General features: G+C 74.4%; 17 protein-coding genes and 1 tRNA gene. 7 read left to right on the top strand and 11 right to left on the bottom strand.

Translation table 11 applies throughout. From position 1 onward, the window contains the following. Window positions 1–11: 11 nt before the first annotated feature. Entirely contained in the window at window positions 12–1,682 is a 1,671-nt protein-coding gene (gene ettA, locus LFA75_RS04260) for an energy-dependent translational throttle protein EttA (RefSeq protein WP_225232450.1), read from the bottom strand. A gap of 148 nt (window positions 1,683–1,830) precedes the next feature. Next, entirely contained in the window at window positions 1,831–2,304 is a 474-nt protein-coding gene (locus tag LFA75_RS04265; RefSeq protein WP_225232451.1) for a single-stranded DNA-binding protein, read from the bottom strand. Between the two features lie 176 nt (window positions 2,305–2,480). On the opposite strand from LFA75_RS04265, the gene LFA75_RS04270 reads away from it, so the two are divergent. Beyond that, window positions 2,481–2,556: transfer RNA gene (locus LFA75_RS04270), tRNA-Arg, on the top strand. Window positions 2,557–2,560: 4 nt separating this feature from the next. Here LFA75_RS04270 and LFA75_RS04275 read toward each other — a convergent pair. The 5 genes from LFA75_RS04275 to LFA75_RS04295 are packed head-to-tail and all read right to left on the bottom strand — an operon-like array spanning window position 2,561 to window position 6,882. Further along, the gene (locus LFA75_RS04275; RefSeq protein WP_225232452.1) at window positions 2,561–4,171 is read right to left on the bottom strand and encodes an AtzH-like domain-containing protein; all 1,611 of its coding nucleotides are present in this window, start codon (window positions 4,169–4,171) and stop codon (window positions 2,561–2,563) included. Beyond that, the gene (locus tag LFA75_RS04280; RefSeq protein ID WP_225232453.1) at window positions 4,168–4,605 is read right to left on the bottom strand and encodes a cupin domain-containing protein; all 438 of its coding nucleotides are present in this window, start codon (window positions 4,603–4,605) and stop codon (window positions 4,168–4,170) included. Before LFA75_RS04280 ends, LFA75_RS04275 begins: the two co-directional genes overlap by 4 nt. An 8-nt stretch (window positions 4,606–4,613) precedes the next feature. Then, on the bottom strand, window positions 4,614–5,333 hold the full coding sequence (locus tag LFA75_RS04285) for a cysteine hydrolase family protein (RefSeq protein ID WP_225232454.1): 720 nt from the start codon (window positions 5,331–5,333) through the stop codon (window positions 4,614–4,616). A gap of 17 nt (window positions 5,334–5,350) precedes the next feature. Then, window positions 5,351–6,106, bottom strand: coding sequence for an SDR family NAD(P)-dependent oxidoreductase (locus tag LFA75_RS04290; RefSeq protein WP_225232455.1), 756 nt, complete (start codon window positions 6,104–6,106; stop codon window positions 5,351–5,353). After that, a complete protein-coding gene (locus LFA75_RS04295; protein ID WP_225232456.1) occupies window positions 6,103–6,882 on the bottom strand; it encodes a creatininase family protein in 780 nt (259 codons plus the stop codon). The genes LFA75_RS04290 and LFA75_RS04295 overlap by 4 nt, the downstream gene beginning before the upstream one ends. Before the next feature lie 93 nt (window positions 6,883–6,975). Between LFA75_RS04295 and LFA75_RS04300 the strand changes: the two genes are divergently transcribed. Beyond that, entirely contained in the window at window positions 6,976–8,259 is a 1,284-nt protein-coding gene (locus LFA75_RS04300) for an amidohydrolase family protein (protein WP_225232457.1), read from the top strand. Window positions 8,260–8,340: 81 nt separating this feature from the next. On the opposite strand, the gene LFA75_RS04305 is transcribed toward LFA75_RS04300, so the two are convergent. After that, window positions 8,341–9,312, bottom strand: coding sequence for an isopenicillin N synthase family dioxygenase (locus tag LFA75_RS04305; protein WP_225232458.1), 972 nt, complete (start codon window positions 9,310–9,312; stop codon window positions 8,341–8,343). Between the two features lie 128 nt (window positions 9,313–9,440). Between LFA75_RS04305 and LFA75_RS04310 the strand changes: the two genes are divergently transcribed. The 5 genes from LFA75_RS04310 (at window position 9,441) to LFA75_RS04330 (ending at window position 14,610) form a co-directional block, all read left to right on the top strand. Beyond that, the gene (locus LFA75_RS04310; protein ID WP_225232459.1) at window positions 9,441–10,580 is read left to right on the top strand and encodes a phytoene desaturase family protein; all 1,140 of its coding nucleotides are present in this window, start codon (window positions 9,441–9,443) and stop codon (window positions 10,578–10,580) included. Then, window positions 10,481–11,002 carry a hypothetical protein gene (locus LFA75_RS04315; RefSeq protein ID WP_225232460.1) on the top strand — a complete coding sequence of 174 codons (522 nt, stop codon included), beginning with the start codon at window positions 10,481–10,483 and terminating at the stop codon, window positions 11,000–11,002. Before LFA75_RS04310 ends, LFA75_RS04315 begins: the two co-directional genes overlap by 100 nt. Before the next feature lie 85 nt (window positions 11,003–11,087). Next, a complete protein-coding gene (locus LFA75_RS04320) occupies window positions 11,088–12,170 on the top strand; it encodes a Rieske 2Fe-2S domain-containing protein (protein ID WP_225232461.1) in 1,083 nt (360 codons plus the stop codon). Then, on the top strand, window positions 12,167–13,543 hold the full coding sequence (locus LFA75_RS04325) for an amidohydrolase family protein (protein WP_225232462.1): 1,377 nt from the start codon (window positions 12,167–12,169) through the stop codon (window positions 13,541–13,543). The genes LFA75_RS04320 and LFA75_RS04325 overlap by 4 nt, the downstream gene beginning before the upstream one ends. After that, a complete protein-coding gene (locus LFA75_RS04330) occupies window positions 13,540–14,610 on the top strand; it encodes an acetamidase/formamidase family protein (protein WP_225232463.1) in 1,071 nt (356 codons plus the stop codon). The genes LFA75_RS04325 and LFA75_RS04330 overlap by 4 nt, the downstream gene beginning before the upstream one ends. On the opposite strand, the gene LFA75_RS04335 is transcribed toward LFA75_RS04330, so the two are convergent. The 3 genes from LFA75_RS04335 to LFA75_RS04345 form a co-directional block, all read right to left on the bottom strand. Further along, a complete protein-coding gene (locus tag LFA75_RS04335; RefSeq protein ID WP_225232464.1) occupies window positions 14,585–15,994 on the bottom strand; it encodes an amidase family protein in 1,410 nt (469 codons plus the stop codon). The genes LFA75_RS04330 and LFA75_RS04335 overlap by 26 nt on opposite strands. Next, entirely contained in the window at window positions 15,991–17,163 is a 1,173-nt protein-coding gene (locus tag LFA75_RS04340) for an LLM class flavin-dependent oxidoreductase (RefSeq protein WP_225232465.1), read from the bottom strand. The genes LFA75_RS04335 and LFA75_RS04340 overlap by 4 nt, the downstream gene beginning before the upstream one ends. 142 nt (window positions 17,164–17,305) lie before the next feature. Then, window positions 17,306–18,481, bottom strand: a complete 1,176-nt coding sequence (locus tag LFA75_RS04345; protein WP_225232466.1) for an ABC transporter substrate-binding protein — start codon at window positions 18,479–18,481, stop codon at window positions 17,306–17,308. Between the last annotated feature and the right edge of the window lie 108 nt (window positions 18,482–18,589).

The following is an 18,589-nucleotide window of genomic DNA, read 5'->3' on the forward strand; positions in this document are numbered from 1 at the left end:
CGCTGCAGCTGCTAGTCGCGCGAGAGCTTGCGGTAGGTCGCGCGGTGCGGACGGGCCGCGTCGGCGCCGAGCCGCTCGATCTTGTTCTTCTCGTAGTCGTCGAAGTTGCCCTCGAACCAGAACCACTTCGAGTCACCCTCGTAGGCGAGGATGTGGGTGGCCACCCGGTCCAGGAACCACCGGTCGTGGCTGACCACCACGGCGCAGCCGGGGAACTCCAGCAGGGCGCTCTCCAGGCTGGTGAGCGTCTCGGTGTCCAGGTCGTTGGTGGGCTCGTCGAGCAGCAGCAGGTTGCCGCCCTGCTTGAGGGTCAGCGCCAGGTTCAGCCGGTTGCGCTCACCACCGGAGAGCACGCCGGCCTTCTTCTGCTGGTCGTGGCCCTTGAACCCGAACGCGGAGACGTAGGCCCGCGAGGGCATCTCCACGTTGCCGACCTTGATGTGGTCCAGGCCGTCGGAGACGACCTCCCACAGGCTCTTGGTCGGGTCGATGCCGCTGCGGTTCTGCTCGACGTAGGCGATCTTGACCGTCTCGCCGATCTTGATGTCGCCGCCGTCGGGGGTCTCCTGGTCGACGAGCATCTTGAACAGGGTGGTCTTGCCGACGCCGTTGGGGCCGACGATGCCCACGATGCCGTTGCGCGGCAGCGAGAACGACAACCCGTCGATGAGCACGCGGTCGCCGAAGCCCTTGACCAGCTTGTCGGTCTCGATGACCACGCTGCCCAGCCGCGGGCCCGGCGGGATCTGGATCTCCTCGAAGTCGAGCTTGCGGAACTTGTCGGCCTCCGCGGCCATCTCCTCGTAGCGGGCCAGGCGGGCCTTGCTCTTGGCCTGGCGGGCCTTGGCGCCCGAGCGCACCCACTCCAGCTCGTCCTTGAGGCGCTTGGCGCGCTTGGCGTCCTTGGCGCCCTCGACCTTCAGGCGGGCGGCCTTGGTCTCCAGGTAGGTGGAGTAGTTGCCCTCGTAGGGGTAGGCCCGGCCGCGGTCGAGCTCGAGGATCCACTGCGCCACGTTGTCCAGGAAGTACCGGTCGTGGGTCACGGCGACGACGGTGCCGGCGTACTTCTCCAGGTGCGCCTCCAGCCAGGCCACGGACTCGGCGTCCAGGTGGTTGGTGGGCTCGTCGAGCAGCAGCAGGTCCGGCGCCTCGAGCAGGAGCTTGCACAGCGCGACGCGGCGCCGCTCACCACCGGACAGGACGCGGACGTCGGCGTCGCCGGGCGGGCAGCGCAGCGCGTCCATCGCCTGCTCGATGCGGTTGTCGAGCTCCCAGCCGTCACCGTTCTCGATGACCTCCATGAGCTCGCCCTGCTCGGTGAGCAGCGAGTCGAAGTCGGCGTCGGGCTCGCCCATCGCCGCGCTGACCTCCTCGAAGCGGGTCAGCGCGCCGCGCAGCTCCTTGACGGCCTCCTCGACGTTGCCGCGCACGTCGAGGTCCTCGTTGAGCGGCGGCTCCTGCTGGAGCATGCCGACGGTCGCGTCGGGGGCCAGCGTGGTGTCGCCGTTGGAGGCGTGCTCCAGGCCGGCCATGATCTTCAGGACGGTCGACTTGCCGGCGCCGTTGGGGCCGACGACGCCGATCTTGGCGCCGGGCAGGAACGCGAGCGTGACGTCGTCGAGGATGACCTTGTCGCCGTGCGCCTTGCGCGCGCGCACCATGGAGTAGATGTACTGGGCCACGGGAGCCTTCCGTCGGTTCGGGGATCGTGCTGGTCCGGATGGCGCGGGCGACCCACTGGTCGGCACGGCGCGCCGTCCCCCAGTCTCCCAGCCCCGGGCAACCCCGGTGGCGCCGGGACCGGGATCGCGCCCGGCCCCGGCACCCGCCTCAGAACGGGGCCGCGACCGCGTCGGCCAGCTCGCCGGTGCGGGCGTCGACCGTCTCGCCGTCCTCGGTGTGCACGTACCCCGGGTCCTCGACGGCCGGTGCGGTGTCGACGACGGTCCGCGGGGTGCGCTTGAAGACCGCGCTGCCGCGGCTCAGGTCGTGCCCCACCGCGGCCGCCTTGATCACCGGACGGCTGCGCTTGGCCCCGTCCACCTCGTACTCCGAGGTGGCGATCTTGCCGGTGACGACGACCGGGTCGCCCTTGACGACGCAGGACGAGATGCTCGCGCCCAGGGCGTTCCAGGCGTCGACGTCGACGTAGAAGGTGTCCCCGTCGACCCACTGGCCGGCGGCCGAGTCGAAGTAGCGGTCGGTGGCGGCCATCCGGAACTTGGTGACCTCACCGGACCCGGCGCGGCGGCGGACGGGTGAGTCGACGACGTTGCCGACGACGGTGATCTGGCTCTGGCTCATGGTGTCCTCCGGGAGGTGTCACCGGCGACGGCCGCCGGCTGCCCACGACCCTGGGTCCGGACGGGCCTCCCTGGGCCGGACCCGATCCATCTGTGGACGGGCACCCCGGATGTGGACGGCGGGGAGCACGTCGCGCCCGCACCGGCTACGGCGGATGGGATGATCGGCGCCGCCGAGCGCCCGTAGCTCAGCGGATAGAGCAGGGGCCTTCTAATCCCTTGGTCGCAGGTTCGATTCCTGCCGGGCGCACCAGAGCTCAGGCGGGCGGGGCGAGCCGCCGGTCCCACCCGGCCAGCAGCCCGGTGAGCGCGCTGTCGGCGCCCGGGGCGCCCAGCGCCGCCAGCCCGACCGGCAACCCGTCGACCAGCGCCGCCGGGGCCACCGCCGAGGGCAGCCCGCCGACCCCGGCCAGGCAGGTCAGCCGCAGCGTCGCCGCCCGGTAGACCGCCTTCCGCTCGGCCGGCGCGGACACCGGCGGCGCGGTCGAGCTGGCCGGCGGCAGCAGCACCGCCGTCCCCTCCCCCACCCGGGCCCGCAGTGCGGCCCGGCCGGCGGCGAGCACCGCGGTCGCCTCGGCCAGCGCGTCCGGCGAGACCAGGGACCCGTCGGCGAACCGCTGCGCGATCCCCGGCCCCAGCACCCCCGGGTTGGCCTGGATCCACGCCCCGTGCGCCGCCCACGCCTGCGCGCCCTGCACCGTCCGGAACGCGGTGAACCACCGCTCGTGCTCCTCCGGCGTCAGCAGGTCCTCGCGCGTCATGGACAGCCCTGAGACGGCGGCCAGATCGCCAGCAGCAGCGGTCAGCGCCGTAGCCACCGCCGGGTCCGCCAGCGCCACCAGGTCCGTGGCCAGCACCAGCGAGGTGATCGGGGCGGACCCCGGCAGCAGGGCCGACGCCACCCGGTGGAGCAGGCCGGCGTCCCGGGTCAGCCAGCCCACCGTGTCGAAGGCCGGTGCCAGCGGCAGCACGCCGTCCAGCGGGAGCACACCGTGGGTGGGCCGCAGCCCGTGCAGCCCGCAGTAGGACGCCGGCACCCGGATGGACCCGGCGGTGTCCGTGCCCAGGCCGAGGTCTGCCGTCCCCCGGGCGACCGCGGACGCCGGTCCGTTGGTGGACCCGCCGACCACCAGCCCGGCGCCCCACGGGTTGGCCGGGCTGCCGTGGTGCACGTTGGTGCCCGACAGGCTGTAGGCCAGCTCGTCGGTCCGCGCGATGCCCCGCACGTGCGCCCCGGCGGCCAGCAGCTGCGCCAGCACCGGGGCGTGCGCCGCGGAGGGCTCGGCCTGGGCCAACCGCACCGGGTTGCCGGCGCCGACCGGGTGCCCGGCGACGTCCAGCAGGTCCTTGACCGCGACCGAGACCCCGTCCAGCGGACCGGTCGAGGTCGGGGCCACCAGCGGCGAGCCCACCACCCGCCAGGTCGCCGGGTCGGCCCGCTCCAGCGCGGCGTCGGCCGCCGTCCGGGTCGAGGGCGCGGGCGCGGAGGGCGCGGCGCCCGAGCTGACGTGCGCCACCCGGACCTGCCAGCCCGCGGCCCCCTGCTCCCACACCTGGGTCTGCAGACCGCGGGTGCCGTCCGGGCGCAGCGTCTCCGCGACCGCGGTGGCCAGCCCCGCGGTGTGCACGATCACGTGCAGCGCGGTCACCGTGCGGGCCGGTGCGCCGCCGCGGCCCCGCCGGAAGTCGCTGATCGCGGCGTGGGAGACGACCACTTCCCCGGCGTCGGCCCGCAGCGTCGTGCTCCCCGGGGCGAACAGCGCGTCGAGCTCGGCGAGGTCGTCGGCGGCCAGCGCGGCCTCGTACCGGGCGACCGCGGCCCGGACCTCGTCCTCGACCTCCCAGCCCCCGACGTCGGCGAGGGTCACGCCGCGGTCAGGACGGTGCCGAGCACCGCGGCGTCCGCGGCGTCCAGGAACGCCTCCGGGCCGGTGAGGATCAGGTCGGCGAAGCCGCCGTCGTTCTCCATCACGGTCAGCGTGTAGAGCCGCTCGGTGACCGAGGAGTTCACGATGTGGTGCACCGAGGTCGCCGGCAGCACGATGACGTCACCGGGGCCGAGGTCCGCGACGTGCTCGTCGCTGTGCGCCCGCGCCGTGCCGCGCAGCACCACGAACGTCTCGGTCGACTCCTCGTGCGAGTTGTCCGGCTGGGAACCGCCGGGCTCCCAGATCTCCAGCACCACGGTGGTGCCCGAACCGTCGGCGGGGCCGGACAGCACGGCCAGCCGGACGGTGCGGTTGTCCCCGATGTAGTGCGGGGTGATGTCGGCCAGGGACTTGACGACGGGGGCCAGGGCCACGGGTCCTCCTAGGGGTGCAGGCCGGCGAGCAGCTCGGCCGAGGTGGTGGTGAAGCCGAAGCACTGCCGCACGTTGTAGAGCGTCGCGGCGGTGCAGAAGTCGGGTGAGGTCGTGCCGCAGAGGTCCTCCACCAGGACGACGTCGTAACCGAGGTTCGCGGCGTCGGTGAGCGTGGCCAGCACGCACTGGTCGGTGTTCACCCCGGCGAACAGGAGGGTGTCCACCCGCAGGTTGCGCAGCACCGAGTCCAGCGGGGTGTCCGGGAAGCCGCTCATCCGGTACTTGGCGACCTGCAGGTCGGCCGGCTCGGGCACGAGCTCGTCGACCAGCCCCGCCGACCACGAGCCCAGCTCGAGGACGTGCGAGCCACCGGGCAGCGGGTCGCCGATGCCGGTGGAGGCGCCGTCGGGGTCGTAGACGTGCCGCACGCCCGGCGGCAGGTTCGCCCGGTCGGGCCGGTTGCCCCAGGTCACCCAGACCACGGGGACCCCGGCCGCCCGCAGCGCCGGCAGCGTCGCGGCCAGCGCACCGATCGGCCCGGCCGCCCCGGAGACGTCGACGCCGATCGAGGCCAGCCAGCCGTCGGGGTGGCAGAAGTCGTTCTGCAGGTCGACCGCCACGACGGCGGTCCGGGACAGGTCCAGGGTCAGCTGCTGCGGCAGCGCGGCCACCTCGACCGGGCGCGGCTCGAGCACCGGGCGGCGCAGGTCGACGGCGTCCCGGGACAACCCCCAGGCGTTGCGGGTCAGTGGGTCACCATCCCGCCGGCCACGTTGAGCGCGTCGCCGGTCAGGTAGTCGGAGTCCGACGACGCCAGGAACAGCGCGACCCGGGCGACGTCCTCCGGTTCGCCGAGCCGACCCAGCGGTGACTTGGTGGCCCACCGGGCGACGTCGGCCGCCGTCCGGGTGCCGGCGCCCATCTCGGTGAGCACGTACCCCGGGCACAGGCAGGTCGCGGTGATGCCCAGGGGACCCAGCTCCTCGGCGGTGGCCCGGGTCAGGCCGATGACGGCGGCCTTGGACGCGGCGTAGTGCGCCTGCCCGGCGCCGCCGGCCTTGCCGCCCATCGAGGCGGTGTTGACCACCTTGCCGACCACCTCGCCCGGGAAGGACGGTGCCCGCTGGGCGACCATCGCGGTGACCGCGACCTGGGTGGTCACCAGCATCGCGCGGACGTTGACGGCGAAGACCTCGTCCCACTCGTGCGGCTCCAGGTCCAGCAGCGAGGCGAAGCGCAGGATGCCGGCGTTGTTGACCAGCACGTCGATCCCGCCGAGGGCGTCGATCGCCGTCGTGGTGGCCTGCCGGGTCGCCGCCACGTCGGCCAGGTCGACCTCGACGGCGTGCCCGCCGACCTCGGCGGCGAGCTTGCCGGCCTCCTCGGCCAGCCGGTCCAGCACCGCGACGACCGCACCCTCGGCGGCGAAGGTGCGCACCATCGCCGCGCCGATCCCGCGGGCCCCGCCGGTGACGACGACCCGCTTGCCGGCGAGCCTCACGCGCGGGGACCGGGGTCGAAGGACGCGACCTCCGCGAACGCCTCGCCGAGGTAGGCCAGCATCGCCTCGGCCTTCTCCTTCCCGTGCTCGGCGGTAGCGGTGCTCGCGTCACCGATCACGCCGTCCGGGCCGAAGTCGTCCGACGTCCAGCCGAAGCTCACCGAGCCGCCGAATCGCACGTGCCGGTACTCGGTGAGCTGCTCGGGCACCCAGCGCTGCGCCTTGTCCATGTCCACCAGCTCGGGGCGCAGGTGCAGCATCAGCGAGGTCTCCTCGTGGCCGCCGTGGATGCCCAGGCCGAGCTCGCTCTTCGGGCTCTTGCCGCCGTGGTCGGCGGGCAGCGACGGGTGCAGGGTGAAGGTGCGCAGGCCGTGGGCGATCCGCAGGTCCCGGGCGGCGACCTGGAGCAGCGCGGAGTTGCCGCCGTGCCCGTTGAGGAAGGCCAGCCGGCGGGCCGGGGTCTTGGTCATCGAGGCGCCCAGGTCGTGCAGCACGCTGAGCAGCGTCTGCGCCGACAGCCAGAAGGTGCCGCAGCTCCAGTGGTGCTCGTTGCTCTTGGTGTAGGCCAGCGGCGGCAGCAGCCAGAGGTCCAGCTCCTCGCCGAACTCGGCGACCGCCAGCTCGGCCATGCTCTTCGCGGTGATCAGGTCGGTGGCGACCGGCAGGTGCGGACCGTGCTGCTCGATCGCGCCGGTCGGCAGCACCAGCACCGAGTCCGGGCCGAGGGCGTCGGCGATGGCGGGGGCGGAGAGCTCGGTGAGCAGTCGGGCGGTCACGAGCCGGGACGCTAGGGGCGGCTCGTTGCGCGCCGGTGACGGCCGCGTTCCAGCCGTCACCTGGCCGGAACACACAGCTGCGAGGGTCGTCGCATGCTGACCGTGCGGGGTGCCGTGGCCGTGCTGGGCCGGGCCGGGACCGGGGACATCACCTGCGCGGACGACGGCAGGTTAGGGACGGCGTCCGGCGGCGAGGTGCTCGACGCGTCGGGCTGCGTGGTCACCCCGGGTCTGGTCAACGCCCACCACCACCTGCTGCAGACGGCGTTCCGGACGCTGCCGGGCACCCGGGGCGTGCCGATGGCGCAGTGGCTGCCGACGATGGCCGCCGCCTACGGAGCGGTCGGGGTAGACGCCGAGCTGGCGCACGCCGCGGCGTCGGCCGGGCTGGCCGAGGCGCTGCTGTGCGGCGTGACCACCGTCGCCGACCACCACCTGACCTGGCCGACGCTGACCGACGGCGGGGTGGGCATCGCCTCGGCCACGGCGACCGCCGCCCGCGAGCTCGGTGCCCGGGTGGTGTTCGTCCGCGGCAGCGCCCGGGACGACGCGGCCACCGCGGCCGCCTCCGCCGACGCGATCGCCGCGGCCCTGGTGCCGCACGGCGGGGTGACCGACGACGGCGTGCTGCAGGTCGCCGTCGGCCCGGCCGGCGTGCACTCGGACTCCCCCGAGACGTTCGCGCTGATGGCCGAGGTCGCCGCCGCCCGTGGCCTGCGCCGGCGCACCCAGGCCAACGAGCAGGTCGACGTGGCGATCGCGGTGGAGCGGTACGGCCGCCGTCCGCTGGAGCTGCTGGACGAGTGGGGCTGGCTGGCCCCCGACGTCACGCTGGCCCACCTGTGCGAGCTGACCCCGGCCGAGGTCGCCCTGGTCACCGGGTCCGGGGTGACCGCCACCCATGCCCCGGGCTGCGACCTGCCGATGGGGTGGGGCATCGCGCCGATGGCCGAGCTGGCCGACGCCGGGGTGGTGGTCGGGCTGGGCACCAGCGGCGGCGGGTCCAACGACGCCGGGCACCTGCTGGCCGACGCCCGGCTGGCGATGCAGGTCGCCCCGCTGGTGGGCCGACCGGTGACCGCGCGGGAGGTGCTCGGCTGGGCGACCACCGGGTCCGCCGACGGGCTGGGCCGGCCGGACCTGGGTCGCCTGGACGTCGGCGCGCGGGCGGACCTGGTGTGCTGGGACGTCACCGGGGTCGCCGACGCCGGCGTCGCCGACCCGGTCGCCGGCCTGCTGTGGGCGTCGCCCGGACGGCGCCCGAAGCACGTGGTGGCCGGTGGCCGGGTGGTGGTCCGGGACGGCCGGCTGGTCACCCGCGAGGAGTCCGGCGTCGTCCGCGCGCTGACCACGCTGCTGGCCGCCCGCCGCCGCTGACCCCCGGCACGGGAACCCATGCACCCACCCCCGGGGCCCACAACCGGGTGCATGGGCTCCCATGCCGGGGTGGTGGACGCGTCAGGCCACCGGCTCGGGCTCGGCGTAGGTGTTGACCAGCACGACCTCCCGCATGAACTGCTGCTGCCAGTCGTAGGCGCTGATCGGGGCGAACCGCGGACCCTCCGCGCCCACCGTGGTCGGCACCGGCGACACGACCTGGTCCACGTTCGGCAGGAAGAACATGGCGATCGACTGCCGCTCCGCCGAGGTGTCCGGCCCGGCGACGACCCGGTGCACGGTGGCGGGGAACCGGCCGTTGGTCCACCGGGACATCAGGTGGCCGATGTTGATGACGAACGCGTCCTCGCGCAGCGGCACGGTGACCCACCCGCCGCCGGCCTCCCGCACCTGCAGGCCCTCGTAGGTGCCGCGCTGGTGCAGCACGGTCAGCCCGCCGGAGTCGGCGTGCGGGTTGAGGATCACGTCCTCGAAGTAGTCCTCGTCCACCGGCTGGGGCGGGTACAGGTTGACGCTGAACAGCGTGACGTCCTTGCTGAAGGGCTCCTCGAAGAAGTCCCGCGGCAGGTCCAGGGCCAGTGCGAACAGGCCCATGAGCTCGCGGGCCACCGTGCGGGCGGCGTCCCCGTAGGCCTTCCAGGTGGTCCGGAAGCCCGACAGCTGCTCGGGCCACACGTTGGGCACGAAGTAGTCGGGGTGACCGCCCACGGCGTCGTCGGCCTCGGCCGCGGCCAGGTCGTCGTAGGTGATGAACTGGAGTGCCCGGTTGAGCACCCGGCCGCGGTCGTCGACCTCCTCGAACAGCCCGCGGGAGCCGGCCCGGGGGCGGACCAGCGCGCGGCGCTCGGCGTCGGGCAGCGCGGCTATCTGGTCCATCGCGGCGTAGGCGGCGTCGACCAGGGCGGGGTCCAGGCCATGCCCGACGACCTGGAGGAAGCCGACCTCGGTGAGCGCGTGCCGGAGCTGCGCGACGACGGCGGTGGGGTCGCCCCCGGACAGGGCGGGGGCGACGTCGACGACGGGGATCTGCATGGTGGTGCCTTCCTCGGACCCGACGACAGGGTGGCCGACGGGGAGGTCCACCAGCGTGGCCCGCGGTCGTTTCCGGCGGGTGCGCCGGGCGTAACACCTCCGTCACGCCCAGCACGGACAGTCCGGGCATGACGCGCGTGGTGGTGGTCGGGGGCGGGCACAACGGACTGGTCTGCGCGGCCTACCTGGCCCGGGCCGGCCTCGACGTGACCGTGCTGGAGGCCGGGTCGGCGACCGGCGGCTGCGCGGCCACCGTCGACGCGCTGGACGGCGCCCGGGTCAACATCTGCAACTGCGACCACACGATGGTGCGGACGACGGCCATCGCCGACGAGCTGGACCTGGCCGCGCACGGGCTGCGCTACCTCGACGTCGACCCGCAGGCCCTGCACGTCGGCTGGGACGACGCGGCCGGCCCGGCGTTCGTCCAGTTCCGCGATGTCGAGCGCACCCTGGCCGCCCTCGCGGTCACCCACCCGACCCAGGTCGACGGCTACCGGCGCTACCTGGCCGACGCCACCCCGGTCGCCCGGCTGCTCGTCGAGCTGACCGCCACGCCGCCGACGCCCGGCCGGGTGCTGCGGAAGCTCGCCGACCGGAAGGCGCTGGCGCTCCCCCGCCTGCTGGACTGGTCCCGCCGCAGCGTCGCCGACGTCCTGGGCCGCTACCTCACCGACCCGTTCCTGGTCGCCGGGGCGTTCACCACCGGGCCGGCCGTGTGGGGCGTGGCGCCGTCCACCCCGGGCACCGGCCTCGGCGCGACCGGCATCGCGATGCGGCACCTGGTCGGCATCGGTCGCCCGGTCGGCGGGTCCGGCGCGCTCCCCGCGGCGCTGCAGGCCGCGCTGGAGGCGGCGGGCGGCCGGGTGCGCACCGGCGCCCGGGTCGCCCGGGTGCTGGTGGACGGCCGCGGATCCGCGGGGTCCTGCTGTCCGACGGCGAGGAGGTGCCCGCCGACGTCGTGGTCAGCTCGGTCGACCCGCGGACCACGGTCGTGGACTGGCTCGGGCCGCACCCACCCGCCGGCGCCGGGTCGATGGTCGCCCGGTGGACCGCGCATCGGCAGCCCGACGGGTACGAGTCCAAGCTCGACGCCGTCGTCGGCACCCTGCCGGTGCTGCCGCAGGTGCAGCGGCTGCAGGAGCGGGTCGGGCCGTTCGACCCGCACGTGCCCACGACGACGATCGCGCCGTCCCTGGCCGCGGTCGAGGCCGCGCACGCCGCGCTGCCGACCGGCGTGGTCGCACCGCGGCCGATGGCGCTGGTGAACACTCCGTCGGTGCTGGACCCGACGATGCGGGTCGGCGCGGACCACCTGCTGTCGCTGGAGGTGCTCTGGACGCCGTACGCCGTGCCGGGTGGCTGGGCGGGCTCGGCCGAGCCGCAGCGCTGGCTGGACCTGCTGGCCGCCCAGGTCGGGCCCGGGTTCGCCGGCGGGGTCCGGCGCTGGCGGGTGGTGACCCCGGAGGACTACGAGCGCGACCTGGGCATGCCGCGGGGGTGGGCGCCGTCCTTCTCCGGCGGACCGCTGGCCGCCCTGGTCGGCCGGGACCGGGAGCTGACCCGGTACGCGACGCCGGTGCGCGGGCTGTTCCTCACCGGCGCCGGCACGTTCCCCGGTGCCGGGGTCTGGGGTGCGTCGGGCCGCAACGCGGCAGCCGTCGTCCTCGCGGACGCGCAACGGGCCTGAAACGACCCCGCAACCCGCGGGCGGCACGGTGGCCCCGGGGCCGCGCGATCGGCGCGAGCGGCCCGCAGCCACGAGCAGGACGACCATGACCGCCTTGCAGGAACCCCGCACCACCCGGCACGTCGGCCCCGACCACCTGGTGCTGTCCGAGCACCCCGTCTTCCGGCGGTTCTGGTACGCGGTGTGCGCCGTGGACGACGTCACCACCGAGCCCGAACCCGGTCGACGGGGCGCCGCCCCACTGCACCGCAAGGTGCTCGGCACCGACCTCGTGGTGTGGCGCCCCGACCCGGCCGGGCCGGTCAGCGTGGCGCACGACCGCTGCGCGCACCGGGACGCCCCGCTGTCGATGGGCTGGGTGGCCGACTGCCGCCTGGTCTGCGCCTACCACGGCTGGGAGTGGGACGCCGACGGCACGACCCGGCGGATCCCGCAGTTCCCCGACTCCCCGCACCCCACCAAGTCCGGGCTCACGATGGTCGCCAGCACCGAGCGCTACGGCCTGGTCTGGGTCTGCCTGGCCGGACCCGACGAGGGCGGCCCGATCACCGACGTCCCCGCGGTGCCCGAGTGGGACGACCCGGCCTGGCGGCGGGTGCCCGAGGGGTCCTGGGACTTCGACTGCACCGCCATGCACCTGGTGGAGAACAACATCGACCCCGGGCACGTGGCGTTCGTGCACATGAACTCCTTCGGCAACCCGGACAACCCCGAGCTCACCGACCAGAACGTGGCGCGCACCCCGTACGGGCTGATCACCTGGACCGACGTCCCGGTCGAGGGCCGGCCGGGCGAGACCGGCGCGACGGTGCGGCACACCTGGAGCCAGGTGCACCTGCCCTTCTCCATGCACCTGCTGATCCGGTACCCCGACGGGCTCGGGCACGTGATGCTCAAGGCCATCACCCCGGTCGACGACCGCAGCTGCGTGATCCACCAGGTGGTGCTGCGCACCGACACCGAGGCCGACCGCCCGGCCGCCGACATCCGTGCCTTCGACCACCAGGTCGAGCTGGAGGACAAGACCCTGCTGGACCGGCTGCCCGACGGGTTCCCGCTGGCCCAGCACCTCAACGCGCACGCCAAGGCGGACAAGAACAGCCTGCTGCTGCGCCGCATGTACACCGAACTGGTCACCGGCCAGTGGACCCCGGGAGACCCCGCATGACCAGCCCGACCACCGCCCTGCTCGTGCACGGCGCCACCCTGCTCACCGTCGACCCCGACCGGCCGGCCCCGTTCGTCGGCTGGTTCGCCGTCGGCGCCGACGGCCGGCTGACCGCCGTCGAGGAGGGGACGCCGACCGCCGATCAGCTCGCCGCCGCCGACCAGGTCCTCGACGCCACCGGCACGCTCGTCGGACCCGGGTTCGTCAGCGCCCACAGCCACCTGTTCACCTCGGGCAGCCGCGGCCTGGGCATGGACGAGACGCTGTACGGCTGGATCGAGGCGATGCTGCGCTACGTCATGCCGGCCACGCCCGAGGACATGTACTGGTCCACCCGGCACGGCGCCCAGGACTTCCTGCGCAACGGCATCACCACCGCCTACGACTTCACCGACGGCGGCCTGCAGTTCGACAAGACCATCGCCAGCTTCGGCGACCGGATCCCCTCGCTGGCCCGGCAGGAGGCCCAGCTGCGGGCCAAGCTGGACGCCGGCCTGCGCAGCCTGCACTCGGTGATGCTGGCCCAGGGCGACGTCCCGCGGGCCGACGCCCTGGCGCACGTGGAGGACACCGTCGCGGCCGCGGCGGACGCCGACCCCTCGCTGCTGCTCGGCGTGGCGGTCAGCGGTGCGGTGCAGTGGGCGCCGACCCCGGACACCGCGGCCCTGGAGGTCGAGGTGATGCGGCGGTACGGGCTGGTCAACCAGGCGCACTTCCTGGAGACCGCCGAGATGCTGGACCTGCAGCGGTCCAAGTTCGCCTGGTACGCCGAGGCCGGGGCGCTGACCCCGCAGCTGGTGTTCGGCCACTTCATCCAGACGACGCCGGAGATCATCGCCGCCGCCGCGGCCGGGGGCTGCGGGATGAGCTGGCAGCCGATGAGCAACGGCCGGCTGGCCAGCGGCGTGGCCTCGATCCCCGAGCTGCGGGCGGCCGGCATGCGGGTCGGCATGGGCCTGGACGACCAGTCGTGCACCGACGTCGCCGACCCGTGGAACAACATGCGGACCGGCATCGCGATGCTGCGCGCGCAGTACAAGGACCCGCTGGCCGCCCCGGTCGCCGACGTGCTGATGATGCACACCCGCGGCGGCGCCGAGGCCCTGGGCGTGGACGGCGACGTCGGCTCGCTGCGGGTGGGCCGGTTCGCCGACTTCTGCGTCGTCGACCCGCGCCGTCCGGACACCGGGCCGGTCTGGGACGCCGTGGGCACCTACGTGCTGGCGTGCTCGCTGAGGAACCTGCGGTCGGTGTGGGTCGGTGGCCGCATGGTCGCCGACGGCGCGGAGCTGACCGACCCGCAGGCCGACGAGGTCGTCGACCAGGTGCACGAGCGGATGGCCCGGCTGGCCGCCGAGGTCGCAGCCGGGTGAGGCCGGCGCTGCAGCCCGGGTCCGGTCCGGTCGCCGCGGCGACCTACCTGCCCTCCACCCCGGACAACGTGCTGTGGGGCCGCCTGCCGTGCGCGACCGACGAACCGGCGCTGACCGTCGAGCCCGGCACGGCGGTCACCCTCGACACGGTCAGCCACGAGGGCATCCTGGAGGACCAGGGCCGCGACCCGGCCACCTTCTTCGGCCGGCACGGGGTCACCGAGGTCCTGGACGACGCCGTCGCCCTGGCCGCCAGCGCGCACCCGCACCGGTTCGGCGTGGACGGCCCGCACGTGGTCAGCCGCCCGGTCGCGGTGCACGGCGCCCGGGTCGGCGACCTGCTCGCGATGACGGTGCTCGACACCACGCCCCGGGTGCCCTACGGCGTCATCTCCAACCGGCACGGCAAGGGGGCGTTGGCCGGGGAGCACCCGCTCGGCGGCGCTCCGGTGTTCAGCGCGTTCGCCGCGGTCTCGGACGACGGCGGGCACGGGCTGCTGCCGCTGACCCCCGGCGCACCGGCCACCGTGCGGTTCCCGCTGCGGCCGTTCCTGGGGATCATGGGCGTCGCCGTCCCCGGGTCGGTGCGACCGCACTCGGTGCCGCCGGGACGGCACGGCGGCAACCTGGACATCGCGCTGCTGACCACCGGCAGCACGCTGTACCTGCCGGTCCAGGTCGACGGCGCGCTGGCCTACGTCGGTGATCCGCACTTCGCACAGGGCGACGGCGAGGTGTCGCTGACCGCGATGGAGGCGAGCCTGCGGGCCACCGTCCGGTTCGACGTCGTGCCGCGCGAGGACGCGCTGACCCGGTTCGGCGAGCTGGTCGGTCCGCTGGCCGAGACCACCGAGCACCTGGTGCCGACCGGGCTCGACGAGGACCTCGACCTGGCGGTGGCCGCCTGCGTGCGGGCCGCCGTGGCGCTGCTGCAGGCCCGGTTCGGGATGGACCCCTCGCTGGCCTACGCCTACCTGTCGGCGGCCACCGACTTCCGGATCAGCCAGGTCGTCGACGTGGTCAAGGGCGTGCACGCCACCATCAGGAAAGCGGACTTCGGAAGCTGACCAGCCCGGCCTGCTCGGAGAGGCGGGCGACGGCGAGCGGGGTCCGGTCCTCCAGGTAGGCACCCAGCAGCTGCGCCCCGACCGGCAGCCCGCTGTCGGCACCGGGCCCCAGCGGGACGACGGTGGCCGGCAGCCGACCCAGGCTGGACAGCCGGGCCCAGTCGCAGACCGTGTCGATCGGCAGCCGGCGGCCGTCGACCTCGACCAGCTCCGGCGCGTGCCGGTCGGGCGTGTAGACGGTCGCCGTCCGGGACACCGCCGGGCACAGGACGACGTCCACCCCGCCGAACACCTCGGCCCACCGCGCGGTCGCCGCCCGCTGGGCCTCCAGGTCGCGCAGCGCCGCCCATACCGTCTGGTGGTACTGCTCGGGGGCGTCCGCGAGGTCAGCGGCGGAGAAGCCGTGCACGACCTCCGCCGCCTGCAGCCGCTGGTACAGCGCCAGGTCCTCGGCCCCGCCGACCGGCGGCACGACCAGCTCGGTGACCCGGGCACCGGCGTCGGCCAGCCGGTCGGCGAGGCCGCGGATCGTCGTCCGCACCTCGGGGTCGACCGGGCAGGCGGGGTCGTCGGTCCACACCGCGACGCGGGTGCCGGCCAGGGCCGTGACCCGGGACGGCGGCAGCCGCAGCTGCCAGCCCACGGCCTCCAGGCCCTCGGCGCCCATCAGCACCTCGGTGAACAGCTCGGTGTCCGCGGCCGACCGGGTGAACGGTCCGATCGCCGAGACCATGGGCTCGAGCAGGCCGCCGTCCGGCCAGGGCAGGTTGCCCAGCTTGGAGACCACCCCGTTGCTGGGCCGGTGCCCGAACAGGCCGCACCAGGCGGCCGGCACCCGCAGCGAACCGGCCAGGTCGCTGCCCAGGTCGGCCACCGCCAGCCCGGCGGCCCCCGCCGCGGAGGCCCCGCCGCTGGAGCCGCCGCTGGAGCGGGTGGTGTCCCACGGGTTGAGCGTGGCGCCGAACAGCTCGTTCTCGGTGTGCATGCTGGCCAGCCAGACCGGCACGTTGGTCTTGCCGAGGACCACGCACCCGGCGTCCCGCAGCCGGCGGACCGCCGGTGCGTCGGCGGTCGCGACCCGGCGGTCCACCGCCCGACCGTGCGAGGAGGGCAGCCCGCGGGCGTCGACGGAGTCCTTGACGGTGATCGGCAGCCCGGCCAACGGGCCCACCGGCCGGCCGGCGGCCCGGTCGGCGTCGACCTGCGCGGCCGCGGCCAGCGCGCCCTCGGCGTCCACCACGACCACGGCGTTGAGCACCGCGCCCGGGCCGGCGATCGCGTCCAGGTGGGCGCGGGTCAGCTCGACCGCCGACACCTCGCCGGCGGCCAGGGCGGCCAGCATCGCCGTCCCGTCGGCGAGGGTGTCGGGGACGGTCGCGGTCACGCCGGGCCGGCCATGGTGACGCCGAGCCGCGGCGCGACCTCCTCGGCCACGAGCGTCAGCTGCTCCTCGACGCTCTCCCGGGTGGTGCCCGGGCCGTCGACGGCGACCGAGATCGTCGTCATCCCCAGCTTCTGCCGGTACTCGTCGATGACCTCGGCGACGTCGTCGGCCGTGCCGACCGCCCAGATCCGCTGCCGCACCGACTCCTCCAGCGTGGGCGCGAAGTCCACCGGCTTCGACGTCCAGCCCTCGGGCAGGTCGTAGCTGTTGTACCGGCCGTAGGGGGCCAGCAGCTTGACGTTCTCCTCGTGGTTCGGGCGGGCCGCGGCCATCGCCTCCTCGCGGGTGCGGCCGACGCAGACGTGCAGCACGAGCATCCGCTCCTCCCCCGGCGCCAGGGTGCGGCCGGCGGCCTCGGCGTACGCGGCGTGCTCGGCCCAGCGGCGGGCCATCGTGTCCGGCGACTGCCAGGCGTAGACGCCGGTGTGCCCCTGCTCGGCGACGTAGCGCACCGTCGCCGGCGAGGTGCACGCCTGGTACACCTCCACCGGCCGCAGCACGTTGGGCACCAGGGTCAGGTCGGTGACCACGCCGCCGCGGTCGGGGATGCCGGTCGGGGGCAGCGTGAAGTGCTTGCCCGAGTGGGCGAAGCGGTCCTGCGCCCAGGCCAGCCGGATGACCTCCATCGCCTCGGCGAACACCTCGCGGTTGCGCTGCTCGGCGCCGGTGTCCATGCCGTTGTCGTTGCTCTCGATGGTCGCGCCCAGGGTCTGCATCTCCCGGGGCACCGTGCCGCGGCCGACGCCGAAGCGCATCCGGCCGCCGGTGAGCAGGTCGGCGGTGGCGAAGTCCTCGGCCAGCCGCAGCGGGTTCCACTGCGGGACGATGTTGAACATCTGGCCGTAGCGCATCCGGCGGGTCCGGGCGGCGCACCACAGGCCCAGCAGGATCTGGTTGCCGACGACCTCGTAGCCCTCGTGCTGGAAATGGTGCTCGGTCCACCACATCGTGTCGTACCCGAGCCGGTCCCCCGCCTCGGCGAGGGCCACGAAGTCCTCGTACGCCGCCGCGACGTCCGCGCGCCCGTACCGGCGTGCGGTCGCCGGCGGCCCGGCGAGACCGGCGTCGGGCATGGCCACCGCGCCGAGGAGGTTCGTGTCGATCCGCATGCCGGCCATCGTCCGGCCGCCGCGTTTCGCCCCCTTTTCCGCCGGGTTGCCGGTCCGCTGCAGCAGTGGGACGCGCCCGGACGCGGCAGCGCCCGCCGCCCCGTCGGTGGACGGGAGGGCGGGCGCTGCGGTGACCCGGGGGTCAGCTGGCGGGGACGCCGATCGAGTCGTCGATGAACTGGTTGGTCACCAGGTCGTCGGCGGTCAGCCCGTCCAGCGGGGGCGTGCCCTGCTCGGTGAAGATCGGCGTCGTCTGCTCGATGAGCGTGTCGACCCGGTCGGTGTCGAAGTTGCCGTGGGTGTCGTCGGGACCGTTGCCGACCAGGCCCAGGTCCTTCTGGGTCTCGACGGAGTAGTCGGCCACGCCCTGGGAGTAGACCCAGCCCGTGTCGTACTGCTCCACTAGGTCCAGGATGATCGAGGTCGCGCGGTCGGGGTCGGCCAGGTAGTCGACGTCGGCCTGCTGCATGATCGGCACCAGGGCGGTCAGGCAGTCCGACATCCCGTCCAGGTCCTCGGAGCGCACCGAGATCGAGGACTGGTAGGGCTGGAAGCCGGCGTCGTAGACGAGCTGGAAGTCCACGTCCTTGCCCCAGGCGTCGACCTCGTTCTTGTAGATGTAGGGCTCGGCCGAGGCGAAGCCCTGCTGGGCGACCTCGCCGGCGGCGGCGACGAAGCCCGAGGGCGTGCCGTCGTAGGAGCCGTCGACCTGGTCGGCCGAGAGCACGCCGGCCCCGGTCAGGTAGGCCATGTACGCCGAGCCCTCGAAGTACCGGACGGTGGTCCCGGCGTCGCCGAGGTCGGCGATGGACTGCACGTCGGGGTAGGTCGAGGGGTCCCACATGATCATCGTGGGCGAGATCTCCAGCGGTGCCAGCACCGCGGTGGTGGGCTGGGTGTCCGAGAGCTGGATGGCCTCGTCGGTGGCGATGTAGCCCAGGTCGATGTCGGTGTCGGCGTACATCTGCGAGGTCACCGTCTGGAACCCGATGGCCGGGCCGCCGGCCCGGATCTCCAGCGTGACGCCGGTGCTCTCGCCCGCGCTGTCGATCAGCGTGCCGCTCACCGACTTGCTGCCGGCGTCGACGACGTAGTCGTCGCCGAGGGACTCGTAGAGCCCGCCGTGCTCGGCCTCGGGGTTCCAGTCGGTCTGCACGACGATGTTGCTCGGGCAGCCCGCGGCGGCCAGGTCGTTGCTGCCGACCTCGCCGGAGGGACCGGCCGCGGCCGCGTCGCCGTCGTCGCTGCCGCAGGCGGCGAGGGACAGGGCGAGCAGGGCCGTGGCCGCGAGGGCCGTGGTGCTCCGGGTGATGCGCACACGTGCTCCTAGGGCTGCCTCCTATACTCATCCGACGCTCCCGACCAGACACCGCGTGCCAGCTCCCGCGCGCTCCCCTGCCCTCGCGAGAGCACCACGCTGCTCCTA

It is taken from the genome of Klenkia terrae (assembly GCF_900491935.1).
GTDB classification, from domain to species: Bacteria; Actinomycetota; Actinomycetes; order Mycobacteriales; family Geodermatophilaceae; genus Klenkia; species Klenkia terrae.

What these genes read in the sequence shown, in the direction of transcription:
- LFA75_RS04265 (WP_225232451.1), bottom strand. Translation starts at nt 2,304, where the DNA reads ATGAGCCAGAGCCAGATCACCGTCGTCGGCAACGTCGTCGACTCACCC.
- LFA75_RS04300 (WP_225232457.1), top strand. Translation starts at nt 6,976, where the DNA reads ATGCTGACCGTGCGGGGTGCCGTGGCCGTGCTGGGCCGGGCCGGGACC.
- LFA75_RS04305 (WP_225232458.1), bottom strand. Translation starts at nt 9,312, where the DNA reads ATGCAGATCCCCGTCGTCGACGTCGCCCCCGCCCTGTCCGGGGGCGAC.
- LFA75_RS04310 (WP_225232459.1), top strand. Translation starts at nt 9,441, where the DNA reads ATGACGCGCGTGGTGGTGGTCGGGGGCGGGCACAACGGACTGGTCTGC.
- LFA75_RS04320 (WP_225232461.1), top strand. Translation starts at nt 11,088, where the DNA reads ATGACCGCCTTGCAGGAACCCCGCACCACCCGGCACGTCGGCCCCGAC.
- LFA75_RS04325 (WP_225232462.1), top strand. Translation starts at nt 12,167, where the DNA reads ATGACCAGCCCGACCACCGCCCTGCTCGTGCACGGCGCCACCCTGCTC.
- LFA75_RS04340 (WP_225232465.1), bottom strand. Translation starts at nt 17,163, where the DNA reads ATGCGGATCGACACGAACCTCCTCGGCGCGGTGGCCATGCCCGACGCC.